This window comes from Amycolatopsis stemonae (genome assembly GCF_054781455.1).
Genome location: NZ_BAAGUJ010000003.1, coordinates 312,847 through 331,226 on the forward strand (window position 1 = coordinate 312,847; position 18,380 = coordinate 331,226).

The following is an 18,380-nucleotide window of genomic DNA, read 5'->3' on the forward strand; positions in this document are numbered from 1 at the left end:
GCGGTCAGTAATCGCCGAGCAAGCAGAACGGGTGACCGGCCGGGTCGGCGTAGACGCGCCAGCCGCGCCCGCCGAGGTCGGGGTCGAGCAGCCGGCCGCCGTTCTGCAGGACGACCTGGTGCGACTCGCGGAAGTCGTCGACCTCGAAGTCGAGGTGGAACTGCTGCGGGAACGCCGGGTCCGGCCAGTGCGGCGGCCGGTGGTCCGGGGCCCGCTGGAACCCGAGGACCAGCCCGTTCACGTGCAGCGTGGACCAGTCCCAGTCGACGCGCCAGCGCGGGTCGGGCCGGTCCACCTCGCCGCCGAGCAGGGCCTGGTAGAAGCGGGCGAGCACCGCCGGTTCCGGACAGTCCAGGACGATGCACTGCAGCGTCGCGGGCACGGATACGCCTCCTGCCGTCACCGGGAACCATCACCGGCTCCCTGGGAGCGAGAAGTTTACGAAACCCGATGATCTTGGCGGGCGCGCCCCGATCTTGTCACTGCCCGCGGATCGTGCGGCGCAGCTTCGGGACGCGCTCGGCGAGCGTGCGCTCGGCGCCGCGTTGCGTGGGCTCGTAGTAGTCGCGGCCGACGAGCTCGTCCGGCGGGTACTGCTGGGCCAGCACGCCTTCCGGGACGTTGTGCGGGTACCGGTAGCCCTGCGCGTTGCCGAGCTTCTTCGCCCCCGCGTAGTGCCCGTCGCGCAGCGGCGGCGGCACCGCGCCCGCCAGCCCGGCGCGGACGTCGGCCAGCGCCGCGTCGATGCTCGTGACCACCGCGTTCGACTTCGGCGCGGTGGCCAGGTGGATCGTCGCCTGGGCGAGCGCCAGCCGGCCTTCCGGCATGCCGATGAACTGCACCGCGTGCGCGGCCGCGACCGCCGCCTGCAGGGCCGTCGGGTCCGCGAGCCCGACGTCCTCGCTGGCGTGCACGACCAGCCGGCGCGCCAGGAACCGCGGGTCCTCCCCCGCTTCGATCATCCGCGCCAGGTAGTGCAGCGCGGCGTCCACATCGGACCCGCGGATCGACTTGATGAACGCGCTGATGACGTCGTAGTGCTGGTCGCCGTCGCGGTCGTAGCGCACCGCCGCCTTGTCCACAGTGGACTCGACGATGGCCAGGTCGATCGTCTTCGCCTCGGTGGCCGACGCCGCGTCCGCCGCCGCCTCCAGCGCCGTGAGCGCGCGGCGCGCGTCGCCACCCGCGAGCCGGACCAGGTGGGCGCGCGCGTCCTCGGTGAGCGTCAGCTCGCCGCCGAGACCGCGCTCGTCGGCCAGCGCGCGCTCGATCAGCTCGGTGATGTCTTCGTCGGTCAGCGGGCGCAGCTGCAGCACCAGCGACCGCGACAGCAGCGGGGAGACCACCGAGAACGACGGGTTCTCGGTGGTCGCCGCGACCAGCAGCACCGTGCGGTCCTCGACCGCGCCGAGCAGGGCGTCCTGCTGGGTCTTGGAGAACCGGTGCACCTCGTCGATGAACAGCACGGTGTTCTCGGCGTTGTACTGCCGCCGGCGCCGCGCTTCCTCGATGACGCCGCGCACCTCCTTGACGCCCGCGGAGAGCGCCGACATCGCGACGAACCGGCGGCCGGTGGCGATCGAGACCAGGTTGGCCAGCGTCGTCTTGCCCGTGCCGGGCGGGCCGTAGAGCAGCACCGACGCCGGCGCGGCGCCTTCGACCAGCCGCCGCAGCGGGGCGCCTTCGCGCAGCAGGTGCTGCTGGCCGACGACCTCGTCGAGCGCGCGCGGCCGCATCCGCACGGCCAGCGGGGAGCTGGCCGGGTCCGCCTGGGTTTCGCTCGCGTTCGACGTGGTGGGCTCCGGCGGGGGCGCCACGTCGACGTTCACGGTGAAGAGCTCGTCCTGTGCCACGACCATGACGTTAACGGAAGGCACCGACAGAACCCCTTGCCCCGGTCCCGCGAACGGCGCTACCGTCGCGGTGACTGGTTGACCGAAAGCGCAAATCCGGTCAACACGTCAAACCTTACCGGAACCGCAGGTGGAAACGCATGAGTCATCCGAACCGCGAGCGCGCGGACCGCATCCTGGACGCGGCGGGCGAGCTGCTGCTGCGCATGGGCTACCGGAAGGTGGCGGTCGACGACGTCGCGCGCGCGGTCGGTATCGGCAAGGGCACCGTCTACCTGCACTGGCGCACCAAGGAGCTGCTGTTCCAGGCGCTGATGATGCGCGAGTCGGCGGACCTCACCGACGAGGTCCTGGCCGGGATCAAGGCCGACCCGGCGGAGATCCTGCCGCACCGGATGATCTCGGCGTCGTTCCTCGTCACCCACCGGCGGCCGCTGGTGATGGCGATGCTGCGCGGCAACGCCGACATGTTCGGCTCGCTCGGCGACCTCGCCCTGCGCAAGCAGCAGGACGAGCTGCGCACGCAGTTCGAGGAAGCGATGCTGCGGCACGGGCTGATCCGGTCGGACGTGCCGAACCTCACCTACGCGCTCAACGCCGCGACCCTCGGCTTCTACCTGGGCGACACGCTTTCCGACGAGTTCGAGGGCATTCCCGTCGACGAGAAGGCGGCCGTGCTCGCCCACCTGATCCGCACCGCGTTCGAGCCGCCCGGTGAGCCCGACCCCGCGGCGGTCGCGGAGGTGGCGGCGGAGCTCGGATCGGCGCTCGAGGAGCTCGTTTCGGGCTACCGGAAAGGGATCTACGCACACGATCCCGCCAAGGGCCCCGGCTGATCCCGGGGCCGCACAGGGGAAAGAAGGGGCGGAAATGACCACCACACAAGCGGACGCCTGGGGACTGCACGAATCCCAGTTCTGGCTGCGGGGGAAGCAGCCGGCGGAGCGGGTCTCGCACGCGCCCGAGCTCGGCTTCTGGAACGTCTACGGCCACCCGGAGGCCGAAGAGGTCCTCCGCGACCCGGCGACGTTCTCCTCGGACACCACCCGGCTGGTGCCGAAGGAGATGATGCCGGAGGCCGACCTCGAAGAGATGTCGGCGGGCAACCTGCTGCAGCTGGACCCGCCGCTGCACCACAAGATGCGCAAGCTCGTCAGCCGCGCGTTCACGCCGAAGGTCGTCGCGGACCTCGAGCCGCGCATCGCCGCGGTGACGAACGAGCTGCTCGACGCGGCGGGCGGCGACGGCCGGCTGGAGCTGGTCGCCGACCTGGCCTACCCGCTGCCGGTGATCGTGATCGCGGAGCTCCTGGGGGTCCCCGCGAGCGACCGGCACCTGTTCAAGGGCTGGGTGGACAAGATGTTCGACTCGGCCGAGCAGTTCTCGCTGAAGGAGCAGAGCGAGAAGCAGCAGGAAAACGTGAAGAAGTCCCTCGAGGGCCAGAAAGCGCTCACCGACTACCTCGCCGTGCACGTCGAGGAGCGGCGGGGGCGGCCCCGCGAGGACCTGCTGACCAAGCTCGTCGAAGCCGAGGTCGACGGCGAGAAGCTGACGAAGTACGAGGTCGTCAACTTCGCGAACGTCCTGCTCCTGGCCGGGCACATCACCACCACGATGCTGCTGGGCAACGCGGTGCTGTGCCTGGACACCCACCCGGAGTGGGACGAGCGCGTGCGCGCCGACCGCTCGCTCGTGCCGCCGGCGATCGAGGAGTCGCTGCGATACCTGTCGCCGTTCGCGGCGGTCGCCCGCGCGACCACGCGCGAGGTCGAGCTCGGCGGCACGACCGTGCCCCCGGACCGGATGCTGATGGTCTGGGTCGCGGCCGCCAACCGCGACGAGCGGGTGTTCGCCGAGCCGGACGCGTTCGACCCGCGGCGCGACCCCAACCCGCACCTCGCGTTCGGCCGCGGGATCCACTTCTGCATCGGGGCGCCGCTCGCGCGGCTCGAAGGCCGGGTGGCGCTGAACACCCTGTTCGACCGCTACCCGGCGCTGCGCACGATCCCGGGTGAGCCGCCGAAGTTCCAGGTGAACCCGAACATGACGGGCGTGCGGGAGCTGCCGCTCACCACGGCGTGAACCGGGTGCGCCCTGGGCGAAATCCCTCGCCCGGGGCGTTGCCGTGTCCCAAGGTGGGGCGATGAAGGTGGCAGTGCTGGCGGACATCCACGGCGTGCTCCCGGCGCTGGAGGCGGTGCTGGCCGAGCCGGACGTCGTCGCCGCGGAGAAGATCGTGCTGCTCGGCGACATGCTGGCCGGCCCGATGCCGGTGCAGACCCTGGATCGGCTCCTTTCGCTGGGCTCCCGGGCGGTCTGGGTGCGCGGCAACGCCGACCGCGAGCTGGCGGCGTCGGCGCGCGGGACCGGGAAGTTCGTGCCGGACCCGATCTTCCCGTGGGCGGCGCGGCAGCTACGTCCCGCGGACCTGCCGGTCCTGGACGCGCTGCCGCTGACGGTGTCGCTCGACGGCGTGCTGTACTGCCACGCGACCCCGCGCGACGACACGGAAATCGTGCTCGTCGACAGCCCGCTCGAGCGCTGGGCGGAAGTCCTCGACGGCGTCACCGAGCCGGTGGTCGCGTGCGGGCACACGCACATGCCGTTCACCCGCCTCGCCGACCGCCGGCTGGTCGTCAACCCCGGCAGCGTCGGGATGCCTTACGGCGCCCGGGGTGCGCACTGGGCGTTGCTCGGCGACGGCGTCGAGCTGCGGCGGACGGCCTACGACGTCGAAGCCGCGTGCCGGGAGCTGACCGCGCGGTCGGGCTATCCCGGTATCGAGGAGTGGGTGGACTTCTTCGTCCGCGCCCCGGCGTCGGACGCGGAGGCGCTGCGCGTGTTCAGCGGGCGCGGAACGAGTTCCACATGATGACCGCGGCGTAGGGCAGGAACTCGCGGCCGCGGCGCCACAGCCACGGGATGCCCTTGAGCACCAGCCACCCCACGTGGCCGGCGGCGCTCGGCTCGACCCCGCCGCTGCAGGTGAGGCTCACCGGCTCCGGCACGTCGAAGCCGGCTTCGGCGAGCAGGGCCGTGAAGCCCTCCGCGAGCATGCGGTGCCCGAGCTCCGAAGGGTGCAGCCGGTCGACGCTCCACGACGTCAGGTCGTAGGCGCCGGGGAGGGTGTCGAGGTCGAGGCAGGGCACGCCTTCGCGGGCGACGACCTCGTCGATGGCCGCGTTCAGCTCGGCGACGCGGGCGCTGAGGGCACGCTTCAGCGACGGCGGCAGCCGGAACACCTTGCTGTGGTCGTGGAACCGGACCGGGATCACCGTGGTGCCGGTTTCGCGCAGCCGGTGGACGACTTCGGTGAGGTCGGCGGCGATGCGGGCCGCGTCGAAGTCGGGGCGCAGGGTGTCGTTCATGCCGGCCACCAGCAGCGCCACGTCGGGCCGGTGCGCGACGGCCGCGGGCACCTGGTCGGTGAGCACGCAGCGCATCCGCGCGCCGGTGAAGGACGGGTTGAGGTAGCCACCGGCCCCGACCCCGAGCGCGGCCGCGACGAGCGGGCCGACACCTCGCCACCCACCACGCCGGGGCAGCGGATCACCGAGCCCGACGGCGGTGGAGTCACCGAGCACGACGAGGCTCCGCGCCTGCCTGGGCGACGGCACGGCCGCGAGCGCGGGCCGCGGCGCCGGCGAGGGCCGCGAGGGTTGCGACGGTTCGGGGAAGGGGGTGACTTCGACGCTGATCACGGTCACGCCCATGACCATCGGCCACGCAAACTCACCCCCGGTGAGGACGAGGTAACACGCCCGCGACAGCGCGCCTAATTCTTGACGCTCACCACACAGACGCCGGAAATGTCCTGTTCGCGGGGCTGGGTCAGCGGAAGGCGGGGTAGAACGCCAAGTCGGCGTGCGGGCCCAGGCGGGCCGCCAGCGCCGCCGCCACCCGGGCCGCGAACTCCGACACCGCCGTCATCCGGACGTACCCGGCGTGCCGGGCCAGGTCGCGCCACCAGGTCACCAGCGCCGCCTCGCGGCTGACCGGGGCCGCGTGGCGGGAGAGGTCCAGCGAGCCCAGCTCCTCCCCCGTGATCAGCCAGACCCGCAGCAGCTCGCTGGTCGTCAGGTGGGCCGCCAGGGCTTCGTCGTCGGCGAAGGCCGGCCAGACGCCCACGACCTCCGCGCGCCACGCCGCGATCATCGCCTCGCTCATGCCCGCCGGCAGGGCCAGCGCGTCCGGCCAGCTCGCGAACGGCAGCCGCAGGTGGGCCGCGTCGACCAGGGCCGAGCGGACGCAGCCGTACTCGAAGTCCAGGAAGCGCACGCCCTCGCCCGTCACGAGGTTGTTGTCCGGGCTCAGCTCGACCGGGCTGAACGCCCGGAAGCCCGCCGAACGCGACTGCTCCAAGGCCGTCTCGACCTGCGTGCGCACCGCGTCCGGCACCGGGATGCCCAGGCGCTCCTGGATCACCGCGGGCACCCGCGCGCACGCCTCGCCGACGTCGCCGGAGTCGTTCTTCGCCGGCCCGCCGAGGCGGCGCAGCAGCGCGTTGAAGTCGGCTTCGCGCCCTGCGGTGTTCGCGTGCAGCCGGCCCAGCGACCGGGCCCACGACAGCAGCGCGCGTTCCGCCGCGCGCGAGTCGCGGGCGTAGAGCTTGTCCTCCAGGGTCGGCGTGCGGCCGAGGTCCTCCAGCACGAGCACGCGGTCGCGGCCGTCGTGGGCGAGCAGCTCGGGGCACATCCGCTCGTCCGGCGCCAGCGCGGTGAACAGCTGGTAGCTGACCGCCTCCTGTGCGAACGGGTCGGCGTAGCCGGCCTCCGGGCGATCCGGGTAGTGCTTGATCACCAAGGTGCGCGGCAGCGCGAAGGACGACGACACCACCCTGGCCCGGACGACCGTGGCCGGCCCGCTCCCCGCGAGGTCCTCGGGGGCGACCAGGGTGATCGCGCTGCCGAAGCGGCGTGAAAGAACGGACTCGCCCGCCGCGACCGCCGCGGCGACGGCGAGGTGCTCGGCTCCTGCCCCGACCCCAGCGTCGCCGGCGGAGGAGGTGTCGACTGTCATTGTCACCGACCCTACTCGTGACTGAGCAACCCTGACTACTGACATCCGGACAACAAGAAGCCACGCCCGGCGGGGGCCGCCCCCTGAGAAAGCGACGCACCCCCATCGGGGAACGTTGCCCATTCCGGGCCACGATCAACACAATGGCCGCTGCTGCAACGATTCCGAGAGGTTCGAACGGCGGTATCGGCAGCGGCCCGCGACCACCGGGCACGAAAACGCACGACGCGCCGAGGCCGCTCACCCGGGCGGGCGAGCAGCCTCGGCGCGAGGCGTCAGCTCTGCGGCGGGGCGGCCGGCTTCGCGTCGATGCCGGCTTCCTTGCGCTGCTGGGCGGTGATCGGCGCGGGCGCCGCCGTCAGCGGGTCGTAGCCGCCGCCGGTCTTCGGGAACGCGATCACGTCCCGCAGCGAGTCGGCCTTGGCCAGCAGCATGACGATGCGGTCCCAGCCGAACGCGATGCCGCCGTGCGGCGGCGGGCCGAACTGGAAGGCGTCGAGCAGGAAGCCGAACTTCTCCTGCGCCTCTTCCTCACCCAGGCCCATCAGGCTGAACACGCGCTTCTGGACGTCGCCGCGGTGGATACGGATCGACCCGCCGCCGATCTCGTTGCCGTTGCAGACGATGTCGTAGGCGTAGGCCAGCGCGTTGCCCGGGTCCTGCTCGAACTTGTCGATCCACTCCGGGGTCGGCGAGGTGAACGCGTGGTGCACGGCCGTCCACTTGCCGGAGCCGACCGCGACGTCGTCGCCGATGTCCTCGACCGGCGCGAACAGCGGCGCGTCGACGACCCACACGAACGACCAGGCGTCCTCGTCGATCAGGCCGAGCCGCTTGCCGATCTCGTCGCGCGCGGCACCGAGCAGCGGCTGCGTGCTCGACGCCTTGCCGGCGGAGAAGAAGATGCAGTCGCCCGGCTTCGCGCCCGCCGCGGCGACGACGTTTTCGCGCTCGGTCTCGGACAGGTTCTTCGCGACCGGGCCGCCGAGCGTGCCGTCCTCGTTCACCAGGATGTAGGCGAGGCCGCGCGCGCCGCGCTGCTTCGCCCACTCCTGCCACGCGTCGAGCTGGCGGCGCGGCTGGTCGGCGCCGCCGGCCATCACGACCGCGCCGACGTAGGGCGCCTGGAACACGCGGAACGGCGTGTCGGCGAAGAACTCCGTCATGTCGGTGATCTCGAGGTCGAAGCGCAGGTCCGGCTTGTCCGAGCCGTACTTGGCCATCGCCTCGTGGTAGGTGATGCGCGGGATGGGCCGCGGGATCTCGTGCCCGACCAGCTTCCACAGCGCGGAGACGATCTGCTCGCCGATGTCGATGACGTCGTCCTGCTCGACGAAGCTCATCTCGATGTCGAGCTGGGTGAACTCCGGCTGGCGGTCGGCGCGGAAGTCCTCGTCCCGGTAGCAGCGCGCGATCTGGTAGTACCGCTCCATGCCGCCGACCATGAGCAGCTGCTTGAACAGCTGCGGCGACTGCGGCAGCGCGTACCAGGAGCCGGGCTTGAGCCGGGCCGGCACCAGGAAGTCGCGGGCGCCTTCCGGGGTGGAGCGGGTCATCGTCGGCGTCTCGATCTCGACGAAGTCCTGGGCGTGCAGCACCTCGCGCGCGGCGCGGCTGACCTCGCTGCGCAGCCGCATGGCCGCGGCCGGGCCGCTGCGGCGCAGGTCGAGGTAGCGGTGCTTGAGGCGGACCTCTTCGCCGACGTCGACGCGGTCGTCGATCGGGAACGGCAGCGGCGCGGACTCCGACAGCACCTCGAGCCCGGTCGCGAGGACCTCGATCTCGCCGGTCGGGATCTCGGTGTTCGCGTTGCCCTCGGGGCGCTTCGAAACCTCGCCGACGATCTTGACGCAGAACTCGGAGCGGAGCGCGTGCGCGCGCTCGGCCATCTCGCCCTCGCGGAAGACGACCTGGGCGACCCCGCTGGCGTCGCGGAGGTCGATGAAGATGACGCCGCCGTGATCTCGCCGCCGGGCCACCCATCCGGTGAGGGTGACGGTCTGTCCGGCCTGCTCGGCACGCAGGGTGCCGGCTCGGTGAGTGCGGAGCACTGCGACTGCTCTCCTTCGAGATGGGCGTCTACGGCGGGTTTCGCCGTGAAGAGGCTAACGAACAACCCAGCCTACGACGTCGGCAGGCTCGCCCGGCGCGGGGTCAGAGCACGAACCGGGGCCGCGTCTCCAGGGCCGCCACCAGCCGGTGGGCCTGGGCCAGGTAGGCGGCGACCCGGTAGATGCGCCCGCCGGGGTGCGTGACGACCCAGTTCGCGGCCGCCGAGGCCGAGGCGAAGAACGGCTGGCCCGCGCACGCCATCGCGTCGGCGTGCTCGAGCCCGAACCCCAGGTCGACCGCGGCGACGACGGCCGCGGGCGGGTCGGCCTGCAGGATCGCGTCCGGGGTCAGGTCGATGCGGATGTGCGTGCCGGTGACCGGGCAGGTCGCGGCCGCGTGCACGTGCTCGCCGGTGGCGATGGCCAGCAGGAACATGTCGACGGTGCCGTCGGGGCCCGCGCCGAGGGTGCCTTCGGCCGGCTGGAGGCGGTGGTGGGCGCCGCGCGGGGCGGGCCCGGTGGAGACGAGGTCGCGGTGCAGGGTGAACCCGATCAGCTCGACGAGCCGGCGTGCTTCGGCGGAGGTGACGCCGACGGTCGCGGCGAGCCGGTCGACGCTCACCGGGTGCCGGCCGGCCCGGGTCAGCTTCAGGGCGGCCCAGGCGAGCCGCGCGGCCGCGACCCGGTCGGTCTGCGAGGTCGTCATCGCCGCACTCCCTTCCGCATCGATCCCTTCGACGTTAGGCGTCGGCGAGGCAGGCCGACAACGACACGATCGGACATTTTTCCGCAAGCCCCGGACACGCGGCCGGAAGGCAACGGCCGCTACGGCGAACGGCCCAGCCCGGTACCACCCGGCGGCGCCCGGCGGTGACGCGTTCACCCGGCCGCCCGGGCGGCGGATGATTCACGGACAGCCCAACGTCTGTCCACAGTGGACGCATGCCGGGCGGCGTGGCTGACCTGCCGGGCCGTCAGAGCAGGCGCAGCTGTTCCGCGGCCGGCTCCGCCACACGGGGCTCGGGGACCGGCTCCGGGCTGCGCGCGTCGTACCCCGTCTTCGGGGCCAGGCCGTGCCGGCGCAGCAGCGGCGCCACCCGCTCCCCCAGCCGCTCGCGGTAGGCCTTCTGCACGTAGCTGCCCCGCGCGTACAGCTCCCGGTACCGCGGCACGAGCGCCGGGTACGAGCCCGCCAGCCAGCGGCCGAACCACTCGCGGGCGCCCGGGCGCAGGTGCAGCGGGATCACCGTGACGCTCGACGCGCCCGCCTCGGCCAGCCGGCCGAACAGCGCGTCCAGGGCCTCGGCGGAGTCGGTCAGCCACGGCAGCACCGGCGCCACCAGCACCGAGCACGGCAGCCCGGCGTCGCGGGCCTTGCGGATCAGCTCCAGCCGGGCCCGCGGGCTCGGCGTGCCCGGTTCGAGGCGGTGCTGCAGCTCGCCGTCCAGCAGGGCGAGCGAGACCGCGAGCGACACCGGCACGTCCTTCGCGACGTCCTGCAGCAGCGGCAGGTCGCGCGCCAGCACGGTGCCCTTCGTCAGCACCGACAGCGGCGTGCCGGAGCGGGCCAGTGCCGTGATGATCCCCGGCATCAGCCGGTAACGGCCCTCCGCGCGCTGGTACGGGTCGGTGTTGGTGCCCATCGCCACGTGCTCGCGCCGCCACGACGGCCGTTTCAGCTGCGCCGCCAGCACTTCGGGCGCGTTGACCTTCACGACCACCTGGGTGTCGAAGTCGTGACCGGCGTCGAAGTCCAGGTACGTGTGGGTGTTCCGGGCGAAGCAGTTGTGGGACACCATGCCGTCGGCGATGAAGTCGCCGGTGCCGGTGGTGATGTCGAACAGCGGCAGCTGCAAGCCCAGCGCCTCGATCGCCTCGACGCGGCGGCGGCTCGCGCCGATCACCGCGCCGTCCAGCGACCGCTTCCACGCCACCGCGGGGTTGCTCACGTGCAGGAAGCGCAGCACCTCGGCGGTCCCGCCGAGCAGCCGGACCTCCTGCCGGGCCGGGAACTTCGGCACCTCGTCGAGCTGGTGGGCGAAGCCGAAGCGGGTGAGCGCGGCGGCGAAGGCCTCGGCGATCTCGGGCTCGTCGTGCGCGACGGCCAGGACGCCGCGGCCGTAGTCGCCCGCGAGGTCGAAGACGCCGGCGAGGAAGCCGCGCTGCCAGTGCGCGTCCGGGTCCGGGGGAACCTGGAGGAACCCGACGGACGCCCCGAAGTCCGGCAGGTAGCCGAGGGCGCGCGAGGCCGCGTCCGGCTCCGCGGCGAACCCGCCCGAGCGCAGCATCCCGCAGAGGTAGCCGGCGCGGTACCCCAGCGTCTCGTCGGGCGTCGCCGCGAATCGGCCGACGCCGATCAGCTCGGTGCCGGGCGCGAGGTGCGGCCGCTGCGCGACCCCGAACTTGCTGCCGGTGACGTGCTTCCAGCCCTTGCTCGTCAGGAACCGGTGGTCGCCGCCCGCGACGAGCCGGGTGCCGTCTTCGAGGGTCACCCGGTAGGCGGCGCGCAGGGTCGTCCAGTGCGCCTCGACCCGCGTGGGCACGAGCCGCCGGGACGCGCCGTGGCCGCGGGTGCCGTAGATCTCGTCGCCGACGGCCAGTTCGGACAACGCCCGCGTGCGCCCGTCCGCCATGAGGATCTGCGTGCCGCCCTCGAGGCAGTAGGTGCAGGCGTGCGAGCAGCCGCGGTACGGGTTGACGGTCCAGTCGAACGGCACGCCGGAGCCGCCGGGCACCTTGTTCAGCACCGAGCGCGCGTGCACCTCGTGAAAGGTGACGCCCTCGAATTCCGGTGACCGCACGGAACGCACCAGGCCCTCCAGCCCGGGCAGTGCCGGCTCACCCTCCCCTGCTCGCTGCCGATCCCATCGCACAGCGCCAGTCGAACATATGTTCTAGTCGAGTGTCAAACGGGTTCGCTCAGGACGTGAAGCGGTCCAGCGCCCGGATCTTGTTGGTCGCGTCCAGCGCGGCCACCTTGTACGCCTCCGAGAGCGTCGGGTAGTTGAAGACCGCGTCGACGAGGTAGTCGACCGTGCCGCCGCAGCCCATCACCGCCTGTCCGATGTGGACCAGGTCGGTCGCGCCCGTGCCGAACACGTGGACGCCCAGCAGCTTCCGGTCCGTCGTGGACACCAGGAGCTTCAGCATCCCGTAGCTGTCGCCGGTGATCTGGCCGCGCGCCAGCTCGCGGTACCGCGAAATGCCGACCTCGTAAGGCACCGAGGACGACGTCAGCTGGGCCTCGGTCGAGCCGACGTACGAAATCTCCGGGATCGTGTAGATGCCGATCGGCTGCAGCGCGCCCAGGCCGTTGGCCGGTTCGCCGAAGGCGTGGTACGCCGCGAGCCGGCCCTGGTCCATCGACGTCGCCGCCAGCGCCGGGAAGCCGATCACGTCGCCGACCGCGTAGATGTGCGGGACCTCGGTGCGGTAGTTCTCGTCGACCACGAGCCGGCCGCGTTCGTCCGCTTCGAGGCCGGCCGCGGCCAGTTCCAGCGCGCCCGTCATGCCCTGGCGGCCCGCGCTGTACATGACCCCGTCGGCCGGGATGCGCTTGCCGCTGACCAGCGTGGTCACCGTGGCGTCGTCGGACACCGCCACGTTCGCCACCTTCTCGCCGAAGCGGAACGTGACGCCGAGGTCGCGCAGCTGGAACTTCAGCGACTCCACGATCTCCGGGTCGCAGAAGTCGAGCATCTGGTCGCGCTGCTCGACGACCGTCACCCGCGAGCCGAGCGCGGCGAACATCGACGCGTACTCGATGCCGATCACGCCGGCGCCGACCACGACCAGCGACGACGGGATCCGCTCGAGCCGCAGGATCTCGTCGGAGTCGAGGACGCGCGCGGCGTCGAAGTCGACGTTCGCGGGCCGCGCCGGGCGGGTGCCGGTGGCGATCACGACGTAGTCGGCGCTCAGCATCCGGCGGTCGCCGGGGTGGCGGCCTTCGACGACCACGGTGTGCGGGTCGGCGAACGAGCCGGTGCCGACCACCAGGTCGACGTGGTTGCGCAGCAGCTGCGCGCGCACCACCTGGACCTCGCGCCCGACGACGTGCTGGGTGCGCGCCAGCAGGTCGGCGATCGTGATGTCCTGCTTGACGCGGTAGCTCGCGCCGTACAGTTCGCGCTGGTTCATGCCGGTCAGGTAGAGCACCGCTTCGCGCAACGTCTTGGACGGGATCGTGCCGGTGTTGACGCACACCCCGCCGACCATGTCGTGCCGGTCGACGACCGCCACCCGCTTGCCCAGCTTCGCCGCGGCGATCGCGGCCTTCTGGCCCCCGGGACCCGAACCGATGACGATGAGGTCGTACTCGTGCTCGCTCACGTGTCGAGCGTGCGCACCCGCGGGCCCCGGCGCAACCCCTCACCGGTGAAGATCCGCCCGCGAGCGCGGTTTCGGGGCTAGCGTGACCGGGTGCTGCGCGTTTCGCTGCTGGGCGAGCAGGTGATCGCGGACGAGGAGACCGGCACCGTGCTGACGCGGTCGCCGCGCTCGGTCGCGCTCGTGGCCCACCTCGTCGTGCACGCCGGCCTGGCGCAGCCCCGGCGCCGGATCGCCGGGCTGTTCTGGCCGGACTCCACCGACGCGCAGGCGCTGACCAACCTGCGCCGCGAGCTGCACCAGCTGCGCCGCGTGCTGGGCGACCCGCCGTCCCTGGACGTGACCGGGCGCGACCTGTGCTGGCGCGACACCCCGTCGAGCCGGGTCGACGTCCGCGAGTTCGACGCCGCCCGCCGCGCCGCGCTGGCCGCCGAGGACGCGGGCGAGGTGCTCGGCCACGCGCGGGCGGCGCTCGCGCTCTACCGCGGGGAGCTGCTGCCGGGCCTGGCCGACGACTGGGTCCTGGCCGCCCGCGCCGAGCTCGACCGCCAGTGCGTCGAGCTGTGCGACCTGATCTGCGCCACGCCTTCGGGTGACCCGGCCGCCGCGCTCGCCGCCGCCCGCCGCCGGATCCGGCTGCGGCCCCTCGAAGAGACCGGCTACCGGACGTTGATGGGACTGCAGGCCGACGCCGGCGACCGCGCGGGCGCGGTGAGCACGTACCACCAGTGCGCGTCGGTCCTCGAACGCGAGCTCGGCGTGGTCCCGTCCGAGCCGACCCGGGCGGCGCTGCGGCGGCTGCTCGCGCGGCCGGAGCCCGAACCCCGGCGGGCGGCGGTGCTCGGCCTCGTGGTCCGGGCGGCCGTGCTGGCGCGGCTCGTCGGCCTGTGGCGCGCGGCCGCGGCGGGCCGCAGCGGGATGGTCCTCGTGCGCGGCGACGCCGGCGTCGGCAAGACCCGGCTCGTCGGCGAGCTCGCCGCGCTGGCCCGTGCGGAAGGCGCGGTCGTCGCCGCCGGACGCTGCTTCGGGACGCCGGGGCGGCTCGCGCCGGCGCCGGTGGCCGACCGGCTGCGCCCGCCCGCGGTGCAGCGCGCGGCGGCGTCCCTGGACCCGGTGTGGCGTGCCGAAGTCGACCGGCTGCTGCCGGCCACGCCGCCGGTCGCGGGCGGGCACCCGACCGTCGACGCGTGGCAGCGCCTGCGGTTCTTCGAAGGGCTGGCCCGGGCGCTCACCGCCGGCGGCCGGCCGGTGCTGCTGGTCCTCGACAACGCGCAGTGGTGCGACGAGGAGACGAGCGCGTTCGTCACCTTCTGCCTCGGCCTGCTGCCGAAGGCGCCCCTGCTGGTCGCGGGGACGCTGCGCGACGGCGACCTCGACGCCCGCGTCGAGTCCTGGACCGCCCAGCTGCGCGACGACGGCAGGCTCGCCGAGCTGCCGCTGCGCCCGTTCGACGCCGACGGCACCGCGCACCTCGGCGAGGCGGTCGCCGGGCGGCCGCTGTCGGAGTCGGACCGGACGGTGCTGTACGCGGCCACCGGCGGGTTCCCGCTGTACGTCGTGGAAGCGTTGCGCACCAGCGCTTCCCCGCCGTCCGGGCGGCTGGCCGGCGTGCTGCGGGCCCGGCTCGAGCAGCCGGGCGCGGCCGCCCGCGAGGTCGCCGGGCTCGCCGCCGCGGCCGGCCGGGACTTCACCCTCGAGCTGCTCACCGAGGCCAGCGACCTCGACGCGGACACCGTCGTCGACGCCGTCGACGAGCTGTGGCGGCGCCGGATCGTGCGTGAGTTCGGCGGCAGCTACGACTTCACGCACGACCTGCTGCGCGAGGCCGCCTACCAGCAGGTCAGCCCGCCGCGGCGGTGGCTGCTGCACCGGCGGCTGGCCCAGGGCCTGGAGCTGCTGCACGCCGAGGACACCGACGCCGTGGCGGCGCAATTGGCCGAGCAGTACGCGCGCGGCGGCCGTCCCGACCGCGCCGTCTCGCACTACCGCCGGGCCGCTTCGGTCGCCGCGCGCACCTTCGCCCACGCCGAGGCGATCCGGCTGCTGAACGAGGCGTTGGCGCTCGTCCGCGCGCGCCCGGCGAGCGGCAACCGCGACCGCGACGAGCTCGCTGTCCTCGAAGCGCTCGCCGGGCCGCTCAACGCCCACCAGGGCTACTCGTCCCCCGAGCTGCAGCGCGTCCTGGAGCGTTCGCTCGCGCTCGCGGAGTCCTTGGGCAGCAAGGAGTCCGCGCTCACGGCGCTGCTGGAGTTGTGGTCGTCCCGATTCGTGCAAGGCAAGACGGTGCAGGCGCACGAAGCGGCCGAACGGTCGCTCACCCTGATCGCGCCCGGGACGAGCGCGGAGCAGAGCGGCTCGGCGCACTTCATCGTCGCGGGCTCGTCGTTGAGCCTCGGGCACCCGGGCGAGGCGCTGCGGCACTTCGAGCTGGGCGCCGAACGCACCCGCGGCGCGTCGACCTGGCCGATCGGCACCCGGCCGGACATCCACGGGCCGGCCTGGGCGGCGCACGCGCACTGGCTCCTCGGCCACGACGACGAAGCCGTCGCGAGCAGCGACCGGGCCATCGCGCTCGCCCGCCGGATCGACCACCCGTACAGCCTGACGATCGCGCTGGCGTACGCGGGGATCACCCACCAGATGCGCCGGGACCGGCGGGCGCTGTGGGCGGCCGTTTCCGAACTGCACGCGCTGTGCGACCGCTTCGGTTTCGCCTACTACCGGGAGTGGGCGCTGGTGCTCGGCGGCTGGTCCCGCGGGGGTGCGGCCGGGCTGGCCGCGGCCCAGGAGGGCGTCGCGAACCTGAAGGCCGCGGGGTCGTTCGCCCGGATGCCGTACTGGCTGACGCTCGTCGCCGACCTGTCCGCGCCCGAGGCCGCCCGCGCGACGCTGGACGCCGCGCTCGCCGCCGCCGAAGCCCGGGACGACCGCTGGTGGCTGCCCGAGGTCCTGCGGCTGCGCGCCGCGTTCGACGCCGACCGGGTGCGGCGGCTGCGGGCCGCCGCCGGCCTGGCGCGTGCCCAGGGCAGCGTCGCCCTGCTGTGGCGGGCGGAGGCGGACCTCGGCGTTCGGCCCGCCGCCGGCGGGCGCTGAACGGACCGAACGCTGCGCGAACGCCGCGTGCCTACGTTCTCGTCGGGAACCGGAAGTCCGAGAGGGGCACGCATGACCACCACCGCTTTGCCACACGAAGAACTGGCCGCCGCGCTGCGCGGCGACCTGGTCACCCCGGCCGATGCCGGCTACGACGACGCCCGCGCCGTGTACAACGCCATGATCGACAAGCGGCCCGCCGCGATCGCCTACTGCCGCGACGCCGCCGACGTCGTCACCTGCGTCCGCTACGGGCGCGCCCAGGGCCTCGACATCGCCGTGCGCGGCGGCGGCCACAACGCGGGCGGCCTGGGCGTCGCCGACGACGCCCTGGTCATCGACCTGTCCGGGCTGCGCAGCACGACCGTCGACCCGGTGAACCACACGGTCCGCGCCGACGCCGGCTGCACGTGGGGCGACGTCGACCACGCGACGGTCGCGTTCGGCATGGCGACGCCGTCGGGCATCGTCGGGTCCACCGGCGTCGCGGGCCTGACGCTCGGCGGCGGCATCGGCTACCTGGCGCGGCGGTTCGGCCTGACGGTCGACAACCTGCTGAGCGCGGACGTCGTGCTCGCGGACGGCTCGTTCGTGCACGCTTCGGAGTCTTCGCACCCCGACCTGTTCTGGGCGCTGCGCGGCGGGGGCGGCAACTTCGGCGTCGTCACGTCGTTCACCTTCCGCTGCCACGACATCGGCGAGCACGGCACGGTGATCGGCGGCCCGGTGCTGTACGACCTGGCCGACACCCCGGACGTGCTGCGCTGGTACCGCGAACTGCTGCCGTCGCTGCCGGAGGAGCTCAACGGCTGGTTCGGCCTGCTGACCATCCCGCCCGCGCCGCCGTTCCCGGAGGAGCTGTGGGGCCGCAAGGCATGCGGGATCGTCTGGTGCTACACGGGTGCGCACGACAAGGCGGACGAGGTGCTGGCGCCGGTCCGCTCGTTCGGCTCGCCGCTGCTGGCCGGCTTGCAGCAGATGCCGTACACGGCGCTGCAGGGCGCGTTCGACGCGCTGTACCCGGCGGGCCTGCAGTGGTACTGGCGCGCGGACGTGTTCCACGAGATCTCGGACGCGGCGATCGACATCCACCTCAAGCACGGCGAAGGGCTGCCGACGATGCACTCGTCGATGCACCTGTACCCGATCGACGGCGCGGCGAGCCGGGTGGCCCCGGACGCGACGGCGTTCCCGCACCGCTCCGGCGGCTGGTCGGGCGTGATCGTCGGGGTGGACCCGTCGCCGGACCAGGCGTCGGCGATCGCCGGGTGGACGCGGGACTACTGGGAAGAGCTGCACCCGACGTCGGCGGGCGGCGCGTACGTCAACTTCATGATGGAGGAGGGGCAGGAGCGGGTGCAGGCGTCCTACGGCGGGAACTACGCCCGGCTGGCGGCCGTCAAACGCCGGTACGACCCGGAGAACGTCTTCCACGTCAACCAGAACATCCGCCCCGCGTGAGCTCCCGGGGCTGACGGCCGGAGGGGGGTCGTCAGCCCCGGCCGAGGTATTCGTCGGCGTCGATGCGGAGGCCGCCGTCGTAGCGGATGACGGTGAGCACGTGCCGTTCGACCTGCGTCCCGGTCCCGGCCCGGGGGTGCAGCGCAAGGCGCACGGTCACCTGCCGGTCCCGCACCCACGGCGGCTCCAGCACGTCCACGCCGGTGTAGCCGCCCCAGAACCGGTCGTAGCCGGCCCGCCCGCGCTGCCGCAGGTCCGGGCCGACCAGCGCCCAGCCGGCGTTCGTGTCGGGCAGGAGGTGGTAGTAGCCGGTGACGAACCCGGCGAGATCTTCGGTTTCCGACGGCGTGGCGTGATTCGTGACCGGCGACGCGAAGGCCGCGGAGGTGCCACCGCCGGCCGGGTGCGCCTCCGCGAACGGCCACCAGTGCACGGACGCGGCGGCGCCCAGGTAGCCGAGCACCAGGGCCAGCACCGCGGCGACGGCACTGATCTTGGTGTAGGGCCCTTCTTTCGGCAACGTGACTCCCGGTGGCGTGTGTGCCGCGGAAGTCGCCTGGGCAGGGGTTGTCGT

14 protein-coding genes are annotated in these 18,380 nt (G+C 73.2%); 5 read left to right on the forward strand and 9 right to left on the reverse strand.

Annotated elements, in window-relative coordinates; genetic code table 11:
- Positions 1-4: 4 nt before the first annotated feature.
- Both ACYVLJ_RS13285 and ACYVLJ_RS13290 read right to left on the reverse strand, forming a co-directional pair.
- Positions 5-382, reverse strand: a complete 378-nt coding sequence (locus ACYVLJ_RS13285; protein WP_451975329.1) for a VOC family protein — start codon at positions 380-382, stop codon at positions 5-7.
- A 97-nt stretch (positions 383-479) separates the two neighbouring features.
- Positions 480-1,853, reverse strand: coding sequence for a replication-associated recombination protein A (locus tag ACYVLJ_RS13290; protein ID WP_451975327.1), 1,374 nt, complete (start codon positions 1,851-1,853; stop codon positions 480-482).
- 140 nt (positions 1,854-1,993) lie between these two features.
- Here ACYVLJ_RS13290 and ACYVLJ_RS13295 point away from each other — a divergent pair, with 140 nt between their 5' ends.
- The 3 genes from ACYVLJ_RS13295 (at position 1,994) to ACYVLJ_RS13305 (ending at position 4,725) form a co-directional block, all read left to right on the forward strand.
- Entirely contained in the window at positions 1,994-2,689 is a 696-nt protein-coding gene (locus ACYVLJ_RS13295) for a TetR/AcrR family transcriptional regulator (RefSeq protein ID WP_451975324.1), read from the forward strand.
- 34 nt (positions 2,690-2,723) lie between these two features.
- Positions 2,724-3,935, forward strand: coding sequence for a cytochrome P450 (locus tag ACYVLJ_RS13300; RefSeq protein ID WP_451975321.1), 1,212 nt, complete (start codon positions 2,724-2,726; stop codon positions 3,933-3,935).
- 61 nt (positions 3,936-3,996) lie between these two features.
- Positions 3,997-4,725, forward strand: coding sequence for a metallophosphoesterase family protein (locus tag ACYVLJ_RS13305; protein ID WP_460438842.1), 729 nt, complete (start codon positions 3,997-3,999; stop codon positions 4,723-4,725).
- Here ACYVLJ_RS13305 and ACYVLJ_RS13310 read toward each other — a convergent pair.
- The 6 genes from ACYVLJ_RS13310 to sthA form a co-directional block, all read right to left on the reverse strand.
- Positions 4,697-5,572, reverse strand: a complete 876-nt coding sequence (locus tag ACYVLJ_RS13310) for an SGNH/GDSL hydrolase family protein (RefSeq protein ID WP_460438843.1) — start codon at positions 5,570-5,572, stop codon at positions 4,697-4,699. The two genes, ACYVLJ_RS13305 and ACYVLJ_RS13310, sit on opposite strands and share 29 nt — an antisense overlap.
- A 112-nt stretch (positions 5,573-5,684) precedes the next feature.
- Positions 5,685-6,872: a phosphotransferase gene (locus tag ACYVLJ_RS13315; RefSeq protein WP_460438844.1), complete on the reverse strand. Its 1,188-nt coding sequence runs from the start codon at positions 6,870-6,872 to the stop codon at positions 5,685-5,687.
- 275 nt (positions 6,873-7,147) lie between these two features.
- Positions 7,148-8,923: an aspartate--tRNA ligase gene (gene aspS / locus ACYVLJ_RS13320; RefSeq protein WP_451975310.1), complete on the reverse strand. Its 1,776-nt coding sequence runs from the start codon at positions 8,921-8,923 to the stop codon at positions 7,148-7,150.
- Between the two features lie 103 nt (positions 8,924-9,026).
- Positions 9,027-9,629 (reverse strand): organomercurial lyase, encoded by a 603-nt coding sequence (merB, locus tag ACYVLJ_RS13325; RefSeq protein ID WP_451975307.1) that lies wholly within the window; start codon positions 9,627-9,629, stop codon positions 9,027-9,029.
- 268 nt (positions 9,630-9,897) lie between these two features.
- The gene (locus ACYVLJ_RS13330) at positions 9,898-11,796 is read right to left on the reverse strand and encodes an intein-containing Rv2578c family radical SAM protein (RefSeq protein ID WP_460438845.1); all 1,899 of its coding nucleotides are present in this window, start codon (positions 11,794-11,796) and stop codon (positions 9,898-9,900) included.
- Between the two features lie 46 nt (positions 11,797-11,842).
- Positions 11,843-13,255, reverse strand: coding sequence for a Si-specific NAD(P)(+) transhydrogenase (sthA, locus tag ACYVLJ_RS13335; protein WP_451975301.1), 1,413 nt, complete (start codon positions 13,253-13,255; stop codon positions 11,843-11,845).
- Between the two features lie 90 nt (positions 13,256-13,345).
- Here sthA and ACYVLJ_RS13340 point away from each other — a divergent pair, with 90 nt between their 5' ends.
- Both ACYVLJ_RS13340 and ACYVLJ_RS13345 read left to right on the forward strand, forming a co-directional pair.
- Positions 13,346-16,345, forward strand: coding sequence for an ATP-binding protein (locus ACYVLJ_RS13340; protein WP_460438846.1), 3,000 nt, complete (start codon positions 13,346-13,348; stop codon positions 16,343-16,345).
- 72 nt (positions 16,346-16,417) lie between these two features.
- Positions 16,418-17,806, forward strand: a complete 1,389-nt coding sequence (locus tag ACYVLJ_RS13345; RefSeq protein WP_451975296.1) for an FAD-binding oxidoreductase — start codon at positions 16,418-16,420, stop codon at positions 17,804-17,806.
- A gap of 31 nt (positions 17,807-17,837) precedes the next feature.
- Here the strand turns inward: ACYVLJ_RS13345 and ACYVLJ_RS13350 are convergent, their stop codons facing one another.
- Entirely contained in the window at positions 17,838-18,326 is a 489-nt protein-coding gene (locus ACYVLJ_RS13350) for a hypothetical protein (protein WP_460438847.1), read from the reverse strand.
- Between the last annotated feature and the right edge of the window lie 54 nt (positions 18,327-18,380).

Bases quoted from the DNA above. Each gene is read 5' to 3' on its own strand.
- ACYVLJ_RS13295 (WP_451975324.1), top strand. From the start codon at position 1,994: ATGAGTCATCCGAACCGCGAGCGCGCGGACCGCATCCTGGACGCGGCG.
- ACYVLJ_RS13300 (WP_451975321.1), top strand. From the start codon at position 2,724: ATGACCACCACACAAGCGGACGCCTGGGGACTGCACGAATCCCAGTTC.
- ACYVLJ_RS13305 (WP_460438842.1), top strand. From the start codon at position 3,997: ATGAAGGTGGCAGTGCTGGCGGACATCCACGGCGTGCTCCCGGCGCTG.
- ACYVLJ_RS13310 (WP_460438843.1), bottom strand. From the start codon at position 5,572: ATGGTCATGGGCGTGACCGTGATCAGCGTCGAAGTCACCCCCTTCCCC.
- ACYVLJ_RS13315 (WP_460438844.1), bottom strand. From the start codon at position 6,872: ATGACAGTCGACACCTCCTCCGCCGGCGACGCTGGGGTCGGGGCAGGA.
- merB (WP_451975307.1), bottom strand. From the start codon at position 9,629: ATGACGACCTCGCAGACCGACCGGGTCGCGGCCGCGCGGCTCGCCTGG.
- ACYVLJ_RS13345 (WP_451975296.1), top strand. From the start codon at position 16,418: ATGACCACCACCGCTTTGCCACACGAAGAACTGGCCGCCGCGCTGCGC.